The 18423-nt window shown below is 74.8% G+C and carries 15 protein-coding genes; 9 read left to right on the top strand and 6 right to left on the bottom strand.

Going from position 1 to position 18423, the window contains the following annotated elements:
• Positions 1–9: 9 nt before the first annotated feature.
• The 5 genes from CKY47_RS34365 to surE all read left to right on the top strand — a co-directional run bounded on the left by CKY47_RS34365 (position 10) and on the right by surE (position 7580).
• Positions 10–636 carry a hypothetical protein gene (locus tag CKY47_RS34365; RefSeq protein WP_306750541.1) on the top strand — a complete coding sequence of 209 codons (627 nt, stop codon included), beginning with the start codon at positions 10–12 and terminating at the stop codon, positions 634–636.
• A 179-nt stretch (positions 637–815) separates the two neighbouring features.
• Positions 816–4616, top strand: a complete 3801-nt coding sequence (locus tag CKY47_RS34360) for a Pls/PosA family non-ribosomal peptide synthetase (protein ID WP_306750540.1) — start codon at positions 816–818, stop codon at positions 4614–4616.
• Complete coding sequence (locus tag CKY47_RS34355; protein ID WP_306750539.1) at positions 4613–5881, top strand: M1 family metallopeptidase; 1269 nt, start codon at positions 4613–4615, stop codon at positions 5879–5881. Before CKY47_RS34360 ends, CKY47_RS34355 begins: the two co-directional genes overlap by 4 nt.
• Positions 5882–5910: 29 nt before the next feature.
• Positions 5911–6831, top strand: a complete 921-nt coding sequence (locus tag CKY47_RS34350; RefSeq protein ID WP_306750538.1) for a PfkB family carbohydrate kinase — start codon at positions 5911–5913, stop codon at positions 6829–6831.
• Positions 6828–7580, top strand: coding sequence for a 5'/3'-nucleotidase SurE (gene surE, locus CKY47_RS34345; RefSeq protein ID WP_306750537.1), 753 nt, complete (start codon positions 6828–6830; stop codon positions 7578–7580). The genes CKY47_RS34350 and surE overlap by 4 nt, the downstream gene beginning before the upstream one ends.
• A gap of 16 nt (positions 7581–7596) precedes the next feature.
• Here surE and CKY47_RS34340 read toward each other — a convergent pair whose 3' ends face one another.
• The 6 genes from CKY47_RS34340 to CKY47_RS34315 all read right to left on the bottom strand — a co-directional run bounded on the left by CKY47_RS34340 (position 7597) and on the right by CKY47_RS34315 (position 13340).
• Entirely contained in the window at positions 7597–7734 is a 138-nt protein-coding gene (locus tag CKY47_RS34340; protein WP_306750536.1) for a hypothetical protein, read from the bottom strand.
• 134 nt (positions 7735–7868) lie between these two features.
• Entirely contained in the window at positions 7869–9698 is a 1830-nt protein-coding gene (locus tag CKY47_RS34335; RefSeq protein WP_306750535.1) for a DUF6807 family protein, read from the bottom strand.
• Entirely contained in the window at positions 9695–10231 is a 537-nt protein-coding gene (locus CKY47_RS34330) for a hypothetical protein (protein ID WP_306750534.1), read from the bottom strand. Before CKY47_RS34330 ends, CKY47_RS34335 begins: the two co-directional genes overlap by 4 nt.
• Positions 10228–11061 (bottom strand): carbohydrate ABC transporter permease, encoded by an 834-nt coding sequence (locus CKY47_RS34325; RefSeq protein WP_306750533.1) that lies wholly within the window; start codon positions 11059–11061, stop codon positions 10228–10230. Before CKY47_RS34325 ends, CKY47_RS34330 begins: the two co-directional genes overlap by 4 nt.
• Complete coding sequence (locus tag CKY47_RS34320; RefSeq protein WP_306750532.1) at positions 11058–12047, bottom strand: carbohydrate ABC transporter permease; 990 nt, start codon at positions 12045–12047, stop codon at positions 11058–11060. The genes CKY47_RS34325 and CKY47_RS34320 overlap by 4 nt, the downstream gene beginning before the upstream one ends.
• Positions 12048–12050: 3 nt before the next feature.
• Positions 12051–13340, bottom strand: coding sequence for an ABC transporter substrate-binding protein (locus CKY47_RS34315; protein ID WP_306750531.1), 1290 nt, complete (start codon positions 13338–13340; stop codon positions 12051–12053).
• 179 nt (positions 13341–13519) lie between these two features.
• Between CKY47_RS34315 and CKY47_RS34310 the strand changes: the two genes are divergently transcribed.
• The 4 genes from CKY47_RS34310 (at position 13520) to CKY47_RS34295 (ending at position 18423) form a co-directional block, all read left to right on the top strand.
• On the top strand, positions 13520–15790 hold the full coding sequence (locus CKY47_RS34310; protein WP_306750530.1) for a rhamnogalacturonan lyase: 2271 nt from the start codon (positions 13520–13522) through the stop codon (positions 15788–15790).
• 94 nt (positions 15791–15884) lie between these two features.
• Positions 15885–16898: a hypothetical protein gene (locus CKY47_RS34305; RefSeq protein ID WP_306750529.1), complete on the top strand. Its 1014-nt coding sequence runs from the start codon at positions 15885–15887 to the stop codon at positions 16896–16898.
• A gap of 21 nt (positions 16899–16919) precedes the next feature.
• Positions 16920–17630, top strand: coding sequence for a carbon-nitrogen hydrolase family protein (locus tag CKY47_RS34300; RefSeq protein ID WP_306750528.1), 711 nt, complete (start codon positions 16920–16922; stop codon positions 17628–17630).
• A gap of 22 nt (positions 17631–17652) precedes the next feature.
• The gene (locus tag CKY47_RS34295) at positions 17653–18423 is read left to right on the top strand and encodes an SDR family NAD(P)-dependent oxidoreductase (protein WP_306750527.1); all 771 of its coding nucleotides are present in this window, start codon (positions 17653–17655) and stop codon (positions 18421–18423) included.

The following is an 18423-nucleotide window of genomic DNA, read 5'->3' as shown; positions in this document are numbered from 1 at the left end:
GATGTCCCCGTGACCCGACCCACCGCCGACGAGATCCGCGCGCACCTGCTCGACCGGGCGAACGACGCGCTGCGGCGCCCGGTCGCGCACGGTGGTGAGATCGGCCTCCTGCTCTGCCTGGACGCCGCCGCGTTCGCCCACGGGCTCGGCGCGGCGTGGGCCGCGTTCCGCGCGGAACTGGTCGAGCGGCGCGCGGCCAACGGCGCGGGCGTCAGGGGCGGCGTGCACGCCGTGCTGGGCCGGGCGGACGACGACGTGGTCGCCTCGGTGTACGCGGAGTTCGCGCACCGGCACGGCTTCCTGGTCCCCGACCGGCTCCTCGACCGGGACGAGCACGACCGGCTGCTCGCCTCGGCGCACGAGTGGTGCGCCCGAGACCGGGCGCGCGACGAGGTGCTCGACCGGTTCGGGACGCCGACCGCGCTGCTCGGCGGCACGAAGCCCCGTCACCCCGGGACCCTGCTCTACGGGGCCGCCGACCGCGCCCGGCCGCCGGTGCTGTTCCACCTGCGCGAGGAACCCGACCTGCCGGAACCCGCGGTGCTCGCGGCCCGGCTGGGCGGCGCCGGCTTCCCCGACGGGTTCGCGTTCACCCCACGTGGAGCAGGGATCACGGCACGCGATCACGGAGTGTGACACCACCCACTCGCGACGCGCAGATCGGGACAGGCCCGTTAAAGCTGGGTAAAGTCGCACGTCGGCGGTTTCGCTGGAGCGACCGCCCAGGCTGCTTGACCGGTTCCGCCGGGCGTGGAGCAGCTCGTCGCCCCTTCGGAGGATCACACCGTGCGTTCACGTCCCACCGGTGTCGGCCGGTGACCATCGCCCCCGACACCGCCCTCCCCACGCCGACCGCCACGCCCGCTCTGTTCCGCGCCGGCGTCGCCGCCCCCGCGCGCACCCTCGTCGACGTCCTCGCCGACACCGCGCAGCGCCACCCGCACTCCCCCGCGCTCGACGACGGCACGACGTCGCTGACCTACCGCGACCTGCTCGACGAGGTCGACGCGCAGCGGCGCGCCCTGGCCGAGGCCGGCATCGGCGTCGGCGACCGGGTCGGCATCCGCGTGCCGTCGGGCACGGTGGACCTCTACGTGGCCGTGCTCGGGGTCCTCGCCGCGGGCGCCGCGTACGTGCCGGTGGACGCCGACGACCCCGACGAGCGCGCCGAACTGGTGTTCGGCGAGGCGGGCGCGTGCGCCGTGCTCGGCGAGCACCGCGCCCTGACCCCGTTGCGCGCGCCGCTCGGCGCGGTCGGCTCGCCCGGCCCCGACGACGACGCGTGGATCATCTTCACCTCCGGTTCCACCGGCAAGCCCAAGGGCGTCGCGGTCAGCCACCGCTCGGCCGCGGCGTTCGTGGACGCCGAGGCGCGGCTGTTCCTGCCCGACGACCCGATCGGCCCCGACGACCGGGTGCTGGCCGGGCTGTCGGTGGCGTTCGACGCGTCGTGCGAGGAGATGTGGCTGGCCTGGCGCAACGGCGCGTGCCTGGTCCCGGCGCCGCGCGCCCTGGTGCGCACCGGGTTCGACCTGGGGCCGTGGCTGGTGGAGCGCGAGATCACCGTGGTGTCCACGGTGCCGACGCTGGCCGCGCTGTGGCCGGTGGACGCGCTCGACGACGTGCGGCTGCTGATCTTCGGCGGCGAGGCGTGCCCGCCGGAGCTGGCCGAGCGGCTGGCCGTCGAGGGCCGCGAGGTGTGGAACACCTACGGCCCCACCGAGGCCACCGTGGTGGCCTGCGCCGCCCGGCTGACCGGTGAACCCCCCGTGCGCATCGGGCTGCCGCTCGACGGCTGGGAGCTGGTCGTGGTCGACGCGGCGGGCGGGCCGGTGCCGATGGGCGGCTCGGGCGAGCTGGTGATCGGCGGGGTCGGCCTGGCCCGCTACCTCGACGCGGCCAAGGACGCGGAGAAGTTCGCGCCGCTGCCCGCGCTGGGCTGGGACCGCGCCTACCGCAGCGGCGACCTCGTGCGCGCCGAGCCCGAGGGGCTGGTGTTCCTGGGCCGCGCCGACGAGCAGGTCAAGCTGGGTGGTCGGCGCATCGAGCTGGGCGAGGTGGACACGGCGCTCCAGGCGCTGCCCGACGTCGCCGGCGCCGCCGCGGCCGTGCGGTCCACCAAGAGCGGCAACCAGGTGCTCGTCGGGTACGTCGTGCCCGCCGACGGGGACGCGTTCGACCAGGCCGCCGCGCTGGACCGGTTGCGGTCCGCGCTGCCCGCGGCGCTCGTGCCGGTGCTCGCCGTGGTCGGCACGCTGCCCACCCGCACGTCCGGCAAGGTCGACCGCGACGCGCTGCCGTGGCCGCTGCCGCCGGCCGCCGACGAGTCCGCGCACGCCGACCTCACCCCCACCGAGGCGTGGCTGGCCGACCAGTGGGCCGAGGTGCTGGGCTCCCGCGTCGCCGACCCCGACGCAGACTTCTTCGCCCACGGCGGCGGCAGCCTGGCCGCGGCCCGGCTGGTGACGCTGGTCCGCACCCGGCACGCGGGCGGCTCGGTCAGCGACGTCTACCAGCACCCCACGCTGCGCGGGATGGCCGCGCGGCTGGACGACCTGGCCGGCCACCGCGCCGCCGCCCGCGAGGTCGTGCCCACGCCCCGCCGCGCCGGGCTGCTGCAACTGCTGCTGCTCGTACCGCTCACGAGCCTGGTCGGGCTGCGCTGGTCGCTCGCGCTCGCCGCCCTCGGCAACGTCCTGGGCATCACGCCGCACGTGTCGTGGTGGTGGCTCGCCGCCGGCTGGCTGCTGCTGGTCAGCCCGCCCGGCAAGGTCGCGATCGCGGCGGGCGGCGCACGGCTGCTGCTGCGCGGCGTCACACCCGGCTCGTACCCGCGCGGCGGGGGCGTGCACCTGCGGCTGTGGGCCGCCGAACGGCTCGCCGAGTCCAGCGGCGCCACCAACCTCACCGGCTCGTGGGTCACCCACTACGCCCGCGCCCTGGGCGCGAAGGTCGGCCCGGACGTCGACCTGCACTCGCTGCCGCCGGTCACCGGGATGCTCAAGCTCGGCCGCGGCAGCGCCGTGGAGCCCGAGGTGGACCTGTCCGGCCACTGGGTCGACGGCGACCTGGTCCACGTCGGCCGCGTGCGGATCGGCGCGGGCGCGGTCGTCGGCGCCCGCAGCACGCTGTTCCCGGGCGCGCGCGTCGGCAAGCGGGCCGAGGTCGCGCCCGGCTCCGGTGTCACCGGCTCCGTGCCCACCGGGCAGCGCTGGGCGGGCGTGCCCGCGACGCGCACCGGCAAGGCCGGCCGTCCCGGCCCGCGCCCGCCGCGCTCGCGGCGGTGGAAGCTCGCCTACGGCCTCACCGCCTCCGCGCTCGGCCTGATCCCGGCCGCCGCCGCGCTGCCCGCCGTGCTGCTGGTCGTGCGCGAACCCCTCACGCTCACCTCGGCGCTGCTCGCCGTGCCGCTCGCCACGGTGGTGTGGCTCGGCGCGTACGCGCTGCTGGTGCTGGTGTGCGTGCGGCTGCTCGGCACCGGCCTGCGCGCGGGCAGCCACCCGGTGCACAGCCGCGTCGCCTGGCAGGCGTGGACCACCGAGCGGCTGATGAGCACCGCGCGCGTCGCGCTGTTCCCGCTGTACGCGAGCCTGTTCACGCCGGTGTGGCTGCGCCTGCTCGGCATGCGGGTGGGTCGCCGGGTCGAGGCGTCCACCGTGGTCGCGCTGCCGAGGATGACGACGATCGGCGACGGCGCGTTCCTCGCCGACGACACCATGGTCGCCACCTACGAGCTGGGCGGCGGGCGGCTGCGCATCGCCCAGGCGAGGGTCGGCAAGCGGGCGTTCCTGGGCAACTCGGGCATGACCGCGCCCGGTCGCGCGGTGCCCAACCGCGGCCTGGTCGGCGTGCTGTCGGCCACGCCGAAGCGCGCCAAGGCGGGCAGCTCCTACCTGGGCATGCCGCCGATGAAGCTGCCCCGCGCGGCCGAGGAGGGCGACCTGAGCCGCACGTTCGACCCGCCGCGCCGCCTGGTCGTGGCGCGGGCGCTGGTCGAGCTGTGCCGGGTGGTGCCGGTGATGTGCCACGTCGCCCTGGTCGTCGGCGTGCTGTTCGCGCTGCGCGAGGTGGGGCCGCTGCTCGCCGGTCCGGTGCTGCTCGCGGCCGGCGTCGTGGCGTGCGCGGTGGCGGTGGCGGCGAAGTGGCTGCTGGTGGGCCGGTTCCGGGCGCGCGAGCACCCCCTGTGGAGCGGGTTCGTCTGGCGCAACGAGCTGGCCGACACGTTCGTCGAGGTGCTGGCCGTGCCGTGGCTGGTCGGCTCGACGGGCGGGTCGCCGGTGACGGCGGTGTGGCTGCGCGCGCTGGGCGCGCGGGTCGGCCGCGGCACGTGGGTCGAGTCGTACTGGTTCCCCGAGGCCGACCTGGTGTCGCTGGGCGACGGTGCGGCGGTCAACCGGGGGTGCGTGGTGCAGACCCACCTGTTCCACGATCGGATCCTGCGCATGGACGCGGTGGCGCTCGCGGCCGGCGCGACGCTCGGCCCGCACGGGATCGTGCTGCCCGGGGCGTCGGTCGGCCCGCACACGACGGTGGGCCCGGCGTCGCTGGTGATGCGGGGCGAGCACGTCCCCGCGGGCACGCGCTGGCTGGGCAACCCGATCTCCGCCTGGCGATGAGCGGACCGTACCTGCCGGGCAACGGCGACGGCCGCTACCGGGTCGCGCACTACGACCTCGACCTGGAGTACCGGATCAGCGGTCGCCTGTCGGGGCGGGCGGTGCTGTCCGCCGTCGCCGACGCGCCGCTCAGCCCGGTGGTGCTGGACTTCGCGGGACCGGCCGTGCAGCGCGTGCTGGTGGACGGCAAGGCCGCCCGGTTCGCGCTCGGCGGCGGCAAGCTGCGCGTCCGCCCGGCCCGCCCGGTCGACGGCCCGTTCACCGTCGAGGTGCGCTACGCGGGCGCGGTGCGGCCCGTGCGCACCCGGCACTGGGGCGAACTGGGCTGGGACCAGCTCGCCGACGGCGCGCTGGTGGCCGGCCAGCCGGTGGGCGCGCCGTCCTGGTTCCCGTGCAACGACCTGGTGCGCGACAAGGCGACGTACCGGATCGCGGTGACCACCGCGTCGCCGTACACGGTGCTCGCCAACGGGGTCCTCGTCGACGGCCGGATCGGCGGCAGCACCACGCGGTGGGTCTACGAGCAGGCCGAGCCGATGGCGACCTACCTGGCGTCGGTGCAGATCGGCGTGTACGAGCGGTTCGCCCCGGCCGACGGGCAGGACGTGGCGGTGCCCGCCCGGCTGCTGCGCGCGGCCCGGCACGACTTCGCCCGCCAACCCCGGATGGTGGAGGTCTTCGAGGAGCTGTTCGGGCCGTACCCGTTCCGGCACTACCAGGTCGTGGTGACCGACGACGAGCTGGACGTGCCGGTCGAGGCGCAGGGCATGTCGGTCTTCGGGGCCAACCACGTGGACGGGCGGCGCGGGCACGAGCGGCTGGTCGCGCACGAGCTGGCGCACCAGTGGTTCGGCAACGCGGTGGGGTTGGCCGACTGGCGGGACATCTGGCTCAACGAGGGCTTCGCCTGCTACGCGGAGTGGCTGTGGTCGGAGCGCTCGGGCGGCCTGACCGCGGCGGTGCAGGCGCGGCGGGCGCACGCCCGGCTCACCCGGCTGCCGCAGGACCTGAGGATCGGCGACCCCGGCGAGGCCGGCCTGTTCGACGACCGCGTGTACCAGCGCGGGGCGCTGCTGCTCCAGGCGTTGCGCGAGCGCGTCGGCGACGTGGAGTTCTTCGCGCTGCTGCGGGACTGGACCACGACGTTCCGGCACGCCACGGCGACGACGGCGGACTTCGAGGCGGTGGCCGCCCGGCACACCGCCCTGCCGTTGGGCGCGCTGTTCGACTCCTGGCTGGGGGAGGCCCGACTGCCCGTGATTTGATCACGACGAATTGGGGTAGATGTCCGATTATGACTGGTCGAGTTGCGGTGTTCGCGCCGTCCCCGGAGTTGACGGTGACGGTGGAGGAGTTGGACGGTGCGCCGGACATCCACGTGCACGCGGGTGGTCAGGGTGTGTGGCAGTCGCGGATGATCCAGTCGCTCGGCGCGGAGGTCGTGCTGTGCGCCGCGCTCGGCGGGGAGACCGGTCACGTGCTGCGGCACCTGATCGGGGTCGAGCTCAAGGCACGCGACGTCGCCGCCCGCAACGGCGGTTACGTGCACGACCGGCGCGACGGCAGTCGCGACGAGGCGGTGCGGATGCCCGCCGACGCGCTGACCCGCCACGAGCTGGACGACCTGTACGAGATGACGTTGATGGAGTCGCTCAACGCGGGCGTCGCCGTGCTCAGCGGCCCCGCCGCCGACGACGAGCCGGTGCCCGACTCCGTCTACGAGCGCCTCGCGAAGGACTTGGGCGGCAACGGGTGCCAGGTCGTCGTGGACCTGTCGGGCGGGCGGCTCGCCGCGGCCCTCAAGGGCGGGCCCGCGGTGGTGAAGGTCAGCCACGAGGAGCTGGTGTCCGACGGGCTGGCCAAGTCCGACTCGCTGCCCGACCTGGTGGAGGGCGTCCGCGAGCTGGCGGAGTGCGGCGCCCGCGCGGTCGTCGTGTCCCGGGCCGCCGAGGAGACCCTGGCGCTGGTCGAGGAGGAGTTCTACCTCGTCGAGTCGCCCGACCTCTCCCCCGTGGACACCCGCGGCGGCGGTGACTCGATGACCGCGGGGCTGGCCGCCGGTCTCGCGCTCGGCAAGTCGCTGAAGGACGCGCTGAAGCTCGGCGCGGCGGCCGGCGCGGTCAACATCACGCGGCACGGCCTGGGCACCGGTAGCGGCGACGTGGTGCGGGAGCTGGCGGAACGGGTAACCCTCACCCCGTGGAAGCACGAGTGAGGGTACTGATCACCAACGACGACGGCATCGACTCGCCGGGGCTGGCCGCCCTCGCGCGCGGCGCGGTGGAGCACGGGTGGGAAACCGTGGTCGCCGCGCCCGCCCGCGAGTCCAGCGGCACCAGCGCCGGCTTGACCGCGGCCGAGGACGACCGGCGGATCGTGGTGGAGGAACGGCAGCTGCCCGGCCTGCCAGACGTGCCCGCCTACGCGGTCTCGGCGCACCCCGGCCTGATCGCGATGGTCGCCACGCAGGGCGCGTTCGGCGCCCCACCGGACATCGTGCTGTCGGGCGTGAACCGCGGCGCGAACGTGGGCCGGGCCGTGCTGCACTCCGGCACGGTCGGCGCGGCGCTCACCGCCTCCGTCAACGGGGTGAGCGCGATGGCGGTGTCCCTCGACGTCGGACTGGACGCGGACGTGCCGCACCACTGGGACACCGCCGTGGCGGTCGCGTCGGGCCTGTTCGACCGGCTCGCCGCGCTGCCACCGGGCTCGGTGCTCAACCTGAACGTGCCCAACGCCGCCGAGCCCGACGCCTCCTGGGCCGAGCCGAAGCGGGCCGGGCTGGCCGAGTTCGGCGCGGTGCAGAGCCGGGTCAAGGACACCGACGACGGGTCGATCGACATCGCCTCGGTGGCGGTGGAGGGCGAACTGCCGCCGGGCAGCGACGCCGCCGTCCTCTCCGGCGGGCACCCGACGGTGACCGCGCTGCGCTCGGTGAGCGAGGACGCCGACCTGGATTTCTGACCGGCGCGTTCGGGTCCTAGTCGTCGTCGAGCCGCTCCGGGGTGGTCTCGGCCTGTTCGCGGTCGCCGCGGGCCAGGGCGTCCTCGGCTCCGGAGACCAGGTCCGGACCACCCCACTGCCGGCCCTCGGACTGGCCCAATCGGTGCTTCGCCATCGTGTGCACTCCCCTCGATCCGAGAGGGAGTACCCCGTTCGGAGGAATTCACACCACGAATGGCCCATGCCCTGCTCCGCCGGAGCAGGGCATGGCGTCGGATCGTGATCAGGCGGACGGGACGCTCCACACGGTCACCCGGTGGGCAGCCGCAGGCCGTCGTAGAACGCCGCGCGCACGGTGATCTCCCGCTCCCGCCCGGGCCGCAGCACCAGCGGGCGGTCCCAGGCCAGGGCCGAACCGATCCCCTGGTAGCGGGCGACCCGGACGAACCACGGGTCGGCCGGCCCGGACAGCACGGCCGTCCAGGGCCGCACGGGGTCCGCGACCACGACCGCGAGCCACGGCGCGGCGCGGCCGTTGACCTCCTCCTCCCCCTCGCCGTCCGGGCTGAACACCCGCACGGCGAGGGGGTCGAGGTCGGGCAGCCGCCAGAACCAGCCGCCGTGGCCCGCGCCCGCGCGCCCCTTGCCGCCGGGGCCGTGCAGGACCACCTCGGTCCGCGCGGACAGCACGCTGCTCCACTCCAGCTCCCACCCGCCGTCGACGATGCGGCGGCGCAGGCGGCGGCGTTCGCGCAGCAGCACCTCCCCCGCCGAGTCGCACCACACCAGCTCGCCCGGACCGACCTCGCCCACCACGCCCAGCTCACCCGGCACGTACCCCTCACCGGGCGCGTGGTCGCGGCCTCCCCACAGGTCGACCCCGTTCACGTCGGGCAGGGCGAGCCCGATGCCCCGGTGCCACGGGTGGTCCGCGGGGTGCTCCCCGGTGACCACCACGCCGCCGAGCGTGCGCACCGGGTGCAGCGCGGGTCGCGGCACGACCAGCGGCAGCGACCGGGCGTCCCAGCCGTACCGGGCGGCAGCGCCCAGCGGTGACCACGGCACCTCCAGCTCGGCGAAGGTGCTCAGCCGCTCGACCGCCCTGGCCACCGCGTCGTCGACGCCGTCGACGTCCACCCGCCTGCCGTTGCGGCGCAGCCAGCGCGGGTCGATCGGCGCGGGGTCGGGCGCGGTCCGCACGGCCTCCAGCACGCGGGTGAACGCGCCGGTGGCGGACAGCGGCGCGTTCAGCGGCACGGCCGGGTCGTCGAGGTGGTCGAGCAGGTTGCGCAGCGGCGTGTCGTGCCCGTGCCGCTCCTCGACCCCGTCGACCACCAGCCGGTGCTCGGTGTAGTGCAGCTCGGCGCGCACCGCCTCGCCGTGCACGACGAGGACGGGGTCGCCCGGCACCTCCGCGCACAGCGTGACCGCGACCACGACGACCGTGCCGCGACGGGTGCGCAGCCGCAGGCACGAGGTGTCGTCGGCCTCGATGGGACGGGCGCGCAGCAGTTCCAGCTCGACGTCCTCGACGTCGTCCACGCCGGTGCTGCCGTCCAGCGCGAGGGCGGTGGCCACGGCGTGCGCGAACGGGTTGGTCAGCGCGCCGTCCACGACGGGCCTGCCGTCGAGCGTGCGGCGGCCCGCCCAGGGCGCGCGGGCGTAGTAGGCGTCGTCGCGGGACCAGGTGCCGCGCACCCCGATGCCCCGGACGGCGCCCAGCTCCCCGGAGCGCACCAGGCCGCGCAGCCGCCGCAGGGCGTGCGACCCGAGGCTCTGGAACCCGACCTGCACCACCCGGCCGCGCGACCGCCCGACCAGCTCGTGCCAGTCGGCGAGGGTGGGGGTGGGCGGTTTCTCCAGCAGCAGGTGCAGCCCGGCGTCGAGCACGGCGTGCGCCAGCGGCACGTGCGTGTGGATGGGAGTGGACACGACGCCGATGTCCGCGCCCGCCAGCAGCGGGCCGAGGTCCGGGCCCACCGGTCGGTCGCCGATGAGCCGCCGCGCCTCGGCGTCGAGCGGCCCGGTCTCGCACACCCCGGCCAGCTCCACCCGTCCGGCGGCCTCCAGGGCGACGATCTCGCGCAGGTGGAGCCGCCCGTGGCCGGAGGCGCCGACGAGCACCACGCGGGGCGTCACCGGCGCTCCACGGCGACCGCGGCGAACACCAGGAGACCGGGCACGACGATCGCGAACGCGGGCGCCTGGCCCACCACCAGCACCGCCACCGCCACCGCGCCGACCAGGTAGGCGTAACCGCCCGGGTCCCGCGGCGGCGACGCGAGCAGGACCGCCCACCGGTCGCCGGGGCGCCACCGCGCGGCCGTGCGCAGCAGCACGAGCACGACCGCGGCGAGCACCAGCCCGATCACCGGGCCCAGCACGGTCGCCCCGGGCAGCCCGCCCGCCAGCGCCAGCAGGTCCAGCGCGCCCACCACCAGCACGGCGAGCGGCACGAGGACCGCCGCCGGGTCGCGCAGCGCCCGGCCCAGCAGCAGCGCGAACCGCCGCGCGGTCGGCGTCCGCCCCTCGTCGACCAGCTCCCGCAGCAGCACCGCGCCGGCCGCCAGCGCGGGCACGGCGGTCAGCACCGGCAGCGCCGCGGCGCACACCAGCACCCCGACCAGCAGCACCTCGGCGAGCAGCGCCACCCGGCGCACCCCGGCGCTCACCCCTTCAGGCCCGAGGTCGCCACGCCGTCCACCAGGAACCGCTGGAAGGCCAGGAAGAACAGCCCGATGGGCAGCAGCGCGAGCACCGACATGGCGAACATCGGCCCGAACGCGGACTGCGTGGCCTGGTCGACGAACAGCTGGAGCGCCAGCGGCAGGGTGAACTTCTCCGCGTCGTTGAGGTAGATCAGCTGCGAGAAGAAGTCGTTCCACGTCCAGATGAACGTGAAGATCGCCGTGGTGATCAGCGCGGGCCGCAGCAGCGGCAGCACGACGTGCCGGAACACGCCGACCGGTCCGCAGCCGTCGAGCGTGGCGGCCTCGTCCAGCTCGCGCGGCAGGGTGCGGATGAACTGCACCATCAGGAAGATGAAGAACGCGTCCGTGGCCAGGAACTTCGGCAGGACCAGCGGCCAGAACGTGTTCACCGCGCCCATCTGCTGGAAGATCACGTACTGCGGGATGAGCACCACGTGCTGCGGCAGCATGATGGTGATCATCATGAAGCCGAACATCGGTCCGCGGCCCCGGAAGTGCAGCCGCCCGAACGCGTACGCGGCCAGCGAGCACGAGACCACGTTGCCGACGACCGCGCCGGCGGAGATGAGCAGCGAGTTCCGGAAGTAGTGCAGCACGCCGAACTCGCCGACGCCGTCGAAGACCTGCGCGTAGTTGTCGCCGGTCGGCTCGGTCGGCAGCAGCGCGAGCGTGGACAGCACCTCCGTGGCGGGCTTGAACGAGGTGGAGACCAGCCAGACCACCGGGTAGAGCAGCACCAGCAGCGCGCCCGCCACGAGCGCGTGCCACACGACCCGCTTCGAGAGCGTCACCTGTTCTCCCCCGCGTAGAACACCCAGCGCCGGGCGCTGCGGAACACCAGCGCGGTGAGCACCGCGACCACCGCGAGCAGCACCCAGGCCATGGCCGAGGCGTAGCCCATCCGGAAGTCGGTGAAGCCGCGCTGGTAGAGGTACAGCGGGTAGAGCAGGGTCGAGTCGCTCGGCCCGCCGCGCCCGCTGCTGACCACGAAGGCGCCCGTGAACGCCTGGAACGCGTGGATGGTCTCCAGCACCAGGTTGAACAGGATCACCGGCGACAGCATGGGCAGCGTGACGGACAGGAAGCGCCGCCCCGGACCCGCGCCGTCGATCGCCGCCGCCTCGTACAGCTCCTTAGGCACCTGCTTCAGGCCCGCCAGGAAGATCACCATCGGCGCGCCGAACTGCCACGCGGCCAGCGCGACCAGGGTGAGCAGCGCGTACTGCGGCTGGTCGACCCAGCCGCCGGTGTCGATGCCGACGGCCGCGAGCCCCTCGTCCACGGTGCCGCCGGTGGAGAACAGCGCCCGCCACGCCAGGGCCACGCTGACGCTCGCGCCGAGCAGCGACGGCGCGTAGAACGCCGACCGGTAGAGCCCCGCGCCCCGGCGCGGCCGGTTGAGCAACAGGGCCACCGCGAGCGCGAGGCCGAGCTTGAGCGGCACCGAGATCAGCACGTACTTCGTGGTCACCCACGCGGCGTGCCAGAACCGCTCGTCGCCGCCGAACATGGTCGCGTAGTTGTCGACGCCGATCCAGTTCGGCGCGGAGAACAGGTCGTAGTCGGTGAACGACAGGTACAGCGACGCGACCATCGGGCCGATGGTCAGCAGCGCGGCGCCGGCGATCCACGGCGACAGGAACAGGTAGGCCACGCCCTGCCCGCGCCGCCGGCGACCCGGCGCGGCCGTCGGAGGCGGGATGTCCCGGAGTGGCGGGCCGGTCACGCCCGACGTGTCGGCCGTGCCGGTGGTGCCGGTGAACGCGGACCGGGTCATCGGTCAGGACCCCAGGGACTGCTCGGCGTCCTGGACGACGCGCTTCGCGGCGTCGGCGACGGACACCCGGTTGAAGATCACGTCGTCGTAGGTGCGCTGGAAGTCGCGCTTGACCGCGGAGGACCCGGTGGGCCAGGCGCCGAACGCCGGGCCGATCCTGTCCTGCTGCGCCACCTCGTAGTCGCACACGGCCTTGCTGCCCCCGGTGGCGCCGGCGCAGACCCGCGCGCGGACCTCCTCGTTCGGCGGCACGCCGCGCGAGGCGCCCAGCAGTTCCCCCGCCTCGGGGTCGTTGAGCAGGAAGTCGAGCAGCTTCACCGCGGCGTCCTTGTTCTTCGAGCGCTGCGCGACGCCGAACGACACGGGCGGCAGGGCGGCCATGCCGCTCTCCTCGGCGTCGCTGGGCAGCGGGGCGAGCGCGAGGTCCGGGCCGAACGCGCCGAAGTAGCCGGTGACGCTGGAGTCGTAGCCGATCTCGGAGGCGGTCTGCTTGGTGACGATGCCGGAGTTCTGCACCGAGCCGTCCATCTTGGTGGTGACCTCGGCGGCCGAGACGCCCTTGCCGGCCCGCATCGTGCCGATCAGCTCCCAGTACTCCGCCAGGTCGTCGGCGGTGAAGCCGAGTTCGCCGTCGGGGGTGTAGAGCGACTTGTCGTGCTGGTGCAGCCACACCTCGAACCAGTCGATGGCCCAGCCGAAGTCGGTGGTGCCCGCCACCGCGCCGGCCGCGCCGATCCTGTTCATCGCCTCGGTGAACTGCGACCACGTCCACGTCTCGCCCGGCGCGCTCGGGGCGGTGACGCCCGCGGCCTGGAACTGCGAGGGCACGTAGATCAGCATCTGCGTGGTGGCTCCCGCGGCGACGGCGTGCTGCCTGCCGTCGACCTTGCCGCCCTCCAGCAGGTTGGCCGGGATCTTGTCGACCTTCAGCGCGCCGCCGAGGTACGGGCCGAGGTCGGCCAGCACGTTGCGGCCCGCGTACTCGCCGATCGTGGCCCGGTCGAGCTGGAGCAGGTCCGGACCGGCGCCCCCGGCGACCTGGGTGGAGAGCTTCTGGAAGTACGCGTCGTAGCCGCTGTACTCGGTCTCGACCTCGATGCCCGGGTTCTTCGCGCGGAACGCGTCGACCGCCGCCTCGGTGACCTTGGCGCGGTCCTCGTTGCCCCACCAGACGAACCGCAGGGTCACCGGGCCGTCGCCGGAGTCACCGCCGCCACACCCGGACAGCACGGCGACCAGCGACACCAGCGACACCAGCAGGCCTGCCGGACCACGGCGAGACACTCGTCCCATCACCCTCACCCTTCGGTTTGAATCGGTTCAAACAACCTAGGTGAGCCACGTCACGGCGTCAAGGATAGCGCTTTCCTGCCCAAGTGAACGGAGGATTTCCCTTGCTATTCCGGTTGAAACGGTTCATCGTGTGGCGTCGTCACGCACCTCGCGCACTGTCGCGCCCCTGGAGGCCGCCGATGACCCGCGTCCGACCCCTGCTCGCCACCCTCGCCGCCCTGGCGCTCGTCCTGCCCGCTCCCCCGGTCTCGGCCGCGGAGCCGGGCGGCTCCCGGCCGGCGGGTCCCCGGCTGGAACGCCTCGACCGCGGCCTGGTGGCCGCCCGCACCGACCACGGCGTGTTCCTCAGCTGGCGACTGCTGCGCCACGAGGCCACCGGGCACACCGCCACCGGCCTGGCCGGCCCGGCGTTCGCCGTGTACCGCGACGGCCGCCGGGTCGCCACCGTCACCGACAGCACGAACCACCTGGACCCGGTGGTGGGTGCGGAGTACCGCGTGGCGCCGGTGGTGCGGGGTCGCGAAGGCGCGCGCAGCGAACCGGTCACGCCGTGGGCGGGCGCCTCGCGCGACCTGCCGCTGCGCAAGCCCGCGGACGGCGTCACGCCGACCGGCGAGGCGTACACGTACTCGGCCAACGACGCGAGCGTCGGCGACGTGGACGGCGACGGCTCGTACGAGTACGTGGTCAAGTGGGACCCGTCCAACTCGAAGGACGTCTCGCAGGTCGGCTACACCGGCCCCACCTACATCGACACCTACCGGTTCGACGGGACCCTGCTGCACCGCGTGGACCTGGGCGTGAACATCCGCTCGGGCGCGCACTACACGCAGTTCCCGGTCTACGACTTCGACGGCGACGGCCGCGCGGAGATGATGCTCAAGACGGCGCCGGGCACGAAGGTCACCCGATACGACCGGCGCGGGAACCCGGTGTCGCAGCGGTACGTGACGATGCCCCGCGAGGACGTGCGGGCGGGCCACTCGCACCGCGACGACCACCGGCTCAGCGCGGCGGGCTACTACGAGCACCTGGTGGAGGTATTCCGGGGTTGGCACGCGCACCCGGAGGTGGTGGCCGGTCGCTGGCCCGCGACGCTGGAGCGGGCGTTCGGCCTCGAACCCCGCTACGCCTACCCGCTGTCGGACACCGACGCCCGCGCGCTGGTCGACCACTTCGTGGACGTGTACGCGCCGGGCCGCAGCACGCGCAACAACCTGCGGGCGTTCGCCGGGTTCGTGCTCGACGGCCCCGAGTACCTGACCGTGCTGGACGGCGCGACCGGCCGCGAGCTGCGGACCGTGCGCTACGAGCCGGGGCGGCACGACGACGGGCTCATGTGGGGCGACTACGCGATGCCGCGCATCGAGCCGGGCAACCGCGTCGACCGGTTCCTCGCCGGCGTCGCCTACCTCGACGGCGTGCACCCGTCGGCGGTGTTCGCGCGCGGCTACTACACGCGCTCCACCCTGGTCGCCTACCGGTGGGACGGCCGCGAGCTGCGGCGGGACTGGTTCGTCGACAGCGGGTGGACGCCGATGTCCAACCCGTTCGACGACTCCCCCCACGGCCGCGACGGCACCTCGCCCGAGTACGGCTCGCTGACCACGCAGGGCGCGCACTCGCTGAGCGCGGCGGACGTGGACGGCGACGGGAAGCAGGAGGTCGTCTACGGCGCGGCGACGATCGACCACGACGGGTCGCTGCTCTACAGCTCGGAGGCAGAGCTTCCGCCGGGCAGCGCGAACCCCGGCGCGGTGGAGCGGCTGGGCCACGGCGACGCTCTGCACGTGACCGACGTCGACCCGGCCCGACCGGGCGTGGAGATCTACATGGTGCACGAGGGCGGCCGGTACGCGCCCTACGGCTACTCGCTGCGCGACGCCGCGACCGGGCGGGTGCTCTACGGCGCGTACACCGGGGTCGACACCGGGCGGGGCATGGTCGGCGACGTGCTGCCCGACGAGCCGGGCTTGGAGACGTGGGCGTCCGTGCCCGGCGGGTCGGGCGCGGTGGGCCTGTGGTCGGCGGACGGCAGGCCGCTGTCGGCCGCCATCCCGGGGACGAACCAGAGCATCCGGTGGGCCGCGGACCTGACCACGCAGGTCGTCGCGGGGGCGGGCGAGGTGACGCCGACGGTGGAGGACTGGCGGCGCGGCACGCTGCTGACCGCCGGGGGCACGCGCACCAACAACGGCACCAAGGGCAACCCGTCGCTGGTGGCCGACGTGTTCGGCGACTGGCGGGAGGAGTTGCTGGTCCGCACGGCGGACAGCAGCGCGCTGCGCGTGCACCTGAGCACGGAGGTCACGCCGCACAAGCTGTACACGCTGATGCACGACCCGCAGTACCGGGTGGACGTGGCGCGGCAGCAGACGACGTACAACCAGCCCGCGTACCCGTCGTTCCACCTGGGCGCGGGCACCGAGTGGGCGAGGGTGCCGCGTTAGCCCGAAGTGCCCGTCCGCGTCCGCCCGGTTCGCGGCCCGACCGCTGCCAGACTCGCCTCCAGGGTGAATTCCTCACTGGGAGAAGGACTTCTTCGTGTTGAAACGACAAGCGGGGCGGCTGCTGGCCGCGGTCGTGCTCGGCGCGGCGCTGGTGTCGCCGCCGGCCGGCCAGGCGGGCGCGACGGGCGCGGTGGCCTGCACGTGGCAGAAGACGCTGTGGGACCTGCCGGAGGGCGCCGACGCCGGCGAGATCACGGGCTACGACGGCGGCCGGTACGCGGTGGGCAACACCGGGCTCGACTCCTTCTGGGGCGACGGGCTCGTCGACCCCAGGGCGACGCTGTGGGACAACGGCAAGGTGGTGGTGCGGGGCGCCGGCCAGGTCCCCTACTTCAGCGACGTCAACGCGTCCGGGCTGGTGGTCGGCAGCATGTACCTCGACCAGCGGTTCCACGCCGTCACCGTCGCCCACGACGGCACCATGACCGACCTGCCGGCCGACCCGGCGTGGACCAGCTCGTCGGCCTCGCACGTCAACAACCGGGGCGACGTCCTCGGGTGGAGCAGCGTCGGCACGGCGAAGAGCAGGATGGTGGTGTGGCCGGCGAACGCGCCGGGCACCTACCGCGAGGTGACCATGCCGGACGCCCACGGCGTCTCCCTCGTCGACATCGACGACCAGGGGCGCGTCCTCGTCGGCATCGTCACGGGCAGCGACCACGTGGTCACCCCGGCCGGCCGGTGGATACCGCTCGCCGTACCGGGCACCGGCGACTCGAGCAGCGTCCGCGACATCCGCGACGGCCGCGTCGTCGGCAGGCTCGACATCGCCCCGAACCACAGCGGCGCCGTGGCCGAGTGGGACGTGAGGGGCTCGGTCGTCCGCACCATCGGCAGGCCCGCCGTCGAGGGGATCTCCCTCGGCGGCAACGGCACGATCGCCGGCTACGGCTTCGTGGGATCGTCGCAGCGCGTGATGCTCTGGCGCGATGGGGTGCTCGTGGCCCAGCCCATCGCCGCGCGCTTCGCGCTGACCGGGCTGAGCGACGACGAGCGCACGATCGTCGGCGTCGAGGCGGACCGGCCCGCGCACTACCGCTGCTCCTGACCCGGCCCGTAGGGTCGGGCGGTGATCACCATCGCCGTCGCCCAGCCGCGCTGCGCGCCCCGCGACGTCGCCGTCAACGCGGTGGCGCACGCCGAGGCGGTCCGCGCGGCTTCGGCGAGGGTGGTGGTGTTCCCGGAGCTGTCGTTGACCGGGTACCACTTCGACGCGCCGGTGGTGTCGCCCGACGCGCTGGGGCCGTTGGTGGCGGCGTGCGCGGACACCGGGGCGGTGGCGTTCGCGGGCGCGCCGGTCGCGGGGCCGTCGGGGTCGGGTCGGTCCATCGGCGTGCTGGAGGTGACCGGCGCGGGCGGGCGGGTGGCGTACCGCAAGATGTGGCTGGGCGGGGAGGAGCCGGCGCACTTCGTGCCCGGCGACGCGCCCGCCGCGGTGGAGGTCGACGGCGTCCGGATCGGGCTGGCCGTGTGCAAGGACACCGGTGTGCCGGAGCACGCGGCCGCCGTGGCGGCGCTGGGCGTGGACGTGTACGCGGCGGGCGTGGCGGAGCACGAGTCGGACCTCGACGTGCTGCGCTCGCGGGCGCGGCGGATCGCCGTGCGGCACGGGGTGTGGGTGGCGGTGGCGAGCTTCGCCGGGTCGACCGGCGAGGGCTTCGCGCGGGCGGCGGGCCGTTCCGCCGTGTGGGACCCGCGCGGCGCGCTGGTCCGCTCCGCCGGTGTCGAGGTGGACGCCGTGGCGCGGGCGGGGGTCGTGCCACGTCCTGCCGGGGCGTGACGCCCGCCCTAGGGTGGGTCGGGTGGACGTTGCGGTGGTGACCGGGGCGGCGCGCGGGTTCGGGTTCGAGATCGCGCGGCGGTTGCGGGGGCGCGGGTACGAGGTGGTGCTGGCCGACGTGGACGAGGCCGTGGTCGGTGTCGCGGCGGCGATCGGCGGGCACGGGGTGGTGGCGGACGTGCGCGACCCGGCGGCGCACCGGGCGGTGGCCGGGGTGGCCGCCGGCGTCGGGCGGCTGTCGCTGTGGGTCAACAACGCCGGGGTGCTGGTCACCGGGGACGCGTGGGAGCACGGTGACGAGGCCGTGCGTCGGCTCGTCGAGGTGAACCTGCTCGGGGTGGTGCACGGCAGCCTGACCGCGGTGGGGGCGATGCGGGCCGGTGGCGGCACGGTGCTGAACGTCGCGTCGACGTCGGCGTACGGGCCGGTGCCGGGGTTGGCGCTGTACGCGGCGACGAAGGCCGGGGTGCTGAGCTTCGGGGTGGGGTTGCAGGGCGACCTGCGGCGCGCCGGGGTGCCGGTCAGGGTGTTGACGTGCTGCCCGGACGTGGCCGACACGGGGATGGTGCGCGAGGTCCGGTCGGACCCCGGTTCGGCGATCCTGTTCGCGAACGCGTCGCTGCTGTCGGCGTCGCGGGTGGCGGACGCGGCGGTGTCGATGCTGGACGGGCGGCGGCTGGTGCGGGCGGTGCCCGCCTACCGGGCGGGCATGGCGCGGGCGGGCGCGGTGCTGCCGTCGGTGGGGTTGCGGGTGCTGGCGCTGATGCGCGAGTGGGGCGAGCGCAGGCGGTGA

Source organism: Saccharothrix longispora (assembly GCF_030852425.1).
In the GTDB taxonomy this organism is placed as follows: Bacteria; Actinomycetota; Actinomycetes; order Mycobacteriales; family Pseudonocardiaceae; genus Actinosynnema; species Actinosynnema longispora.
Note: the sequence above shows the minus strand (reverse complement) of the source record. Positions and strands in the feature narration are given on the sequence as shown.

Coding starts and splice junctions, on each gene's coding strand:
- CKY47_RS34320 (WP_306750532.1), bottom strand. CDS start 12,047: ATGACCCGGTCCGCGTTCACCGGCACCACCGGCACGGCCGACACGTCG.
- CKY47_RS34310 (WP_306750530.1), top strand. CDS start 13,520: ATGACCCGCGTCCGACCCCTGCTCGCCACCCTCGCCGCCCTGGCGCTC.
- CKY47_RS34350 (WP_306750538.1), top strand. CDS start 5,911: ATGACTGGTCGAGTTGCGGTGTTCGCGCCGTCCCCGGAGTTGACGGTG.
- CKY47_RS34355 (WP_306750539.1), top strand. CDS start 4,613: ATGAGCGGACCGTACCTGCCGGGCAACGGCGACGGCCGCTACCGGGTC.
- CKY47_RS34340 (WP_306750536.1), bottom strand. CDS start 7,734: ATGGCGAAGCACCGATTGGGCCAGTCCGAGGGCCGGCAGTGGGGTGGT.
- CKY47_RS34315 (WP_306750531.1), bottom strand. CDS start 13,340: ATGGGACGAGTGTCTCGCCGTGGTCCGGCAGGCCTGCTGGTGTCGCTG.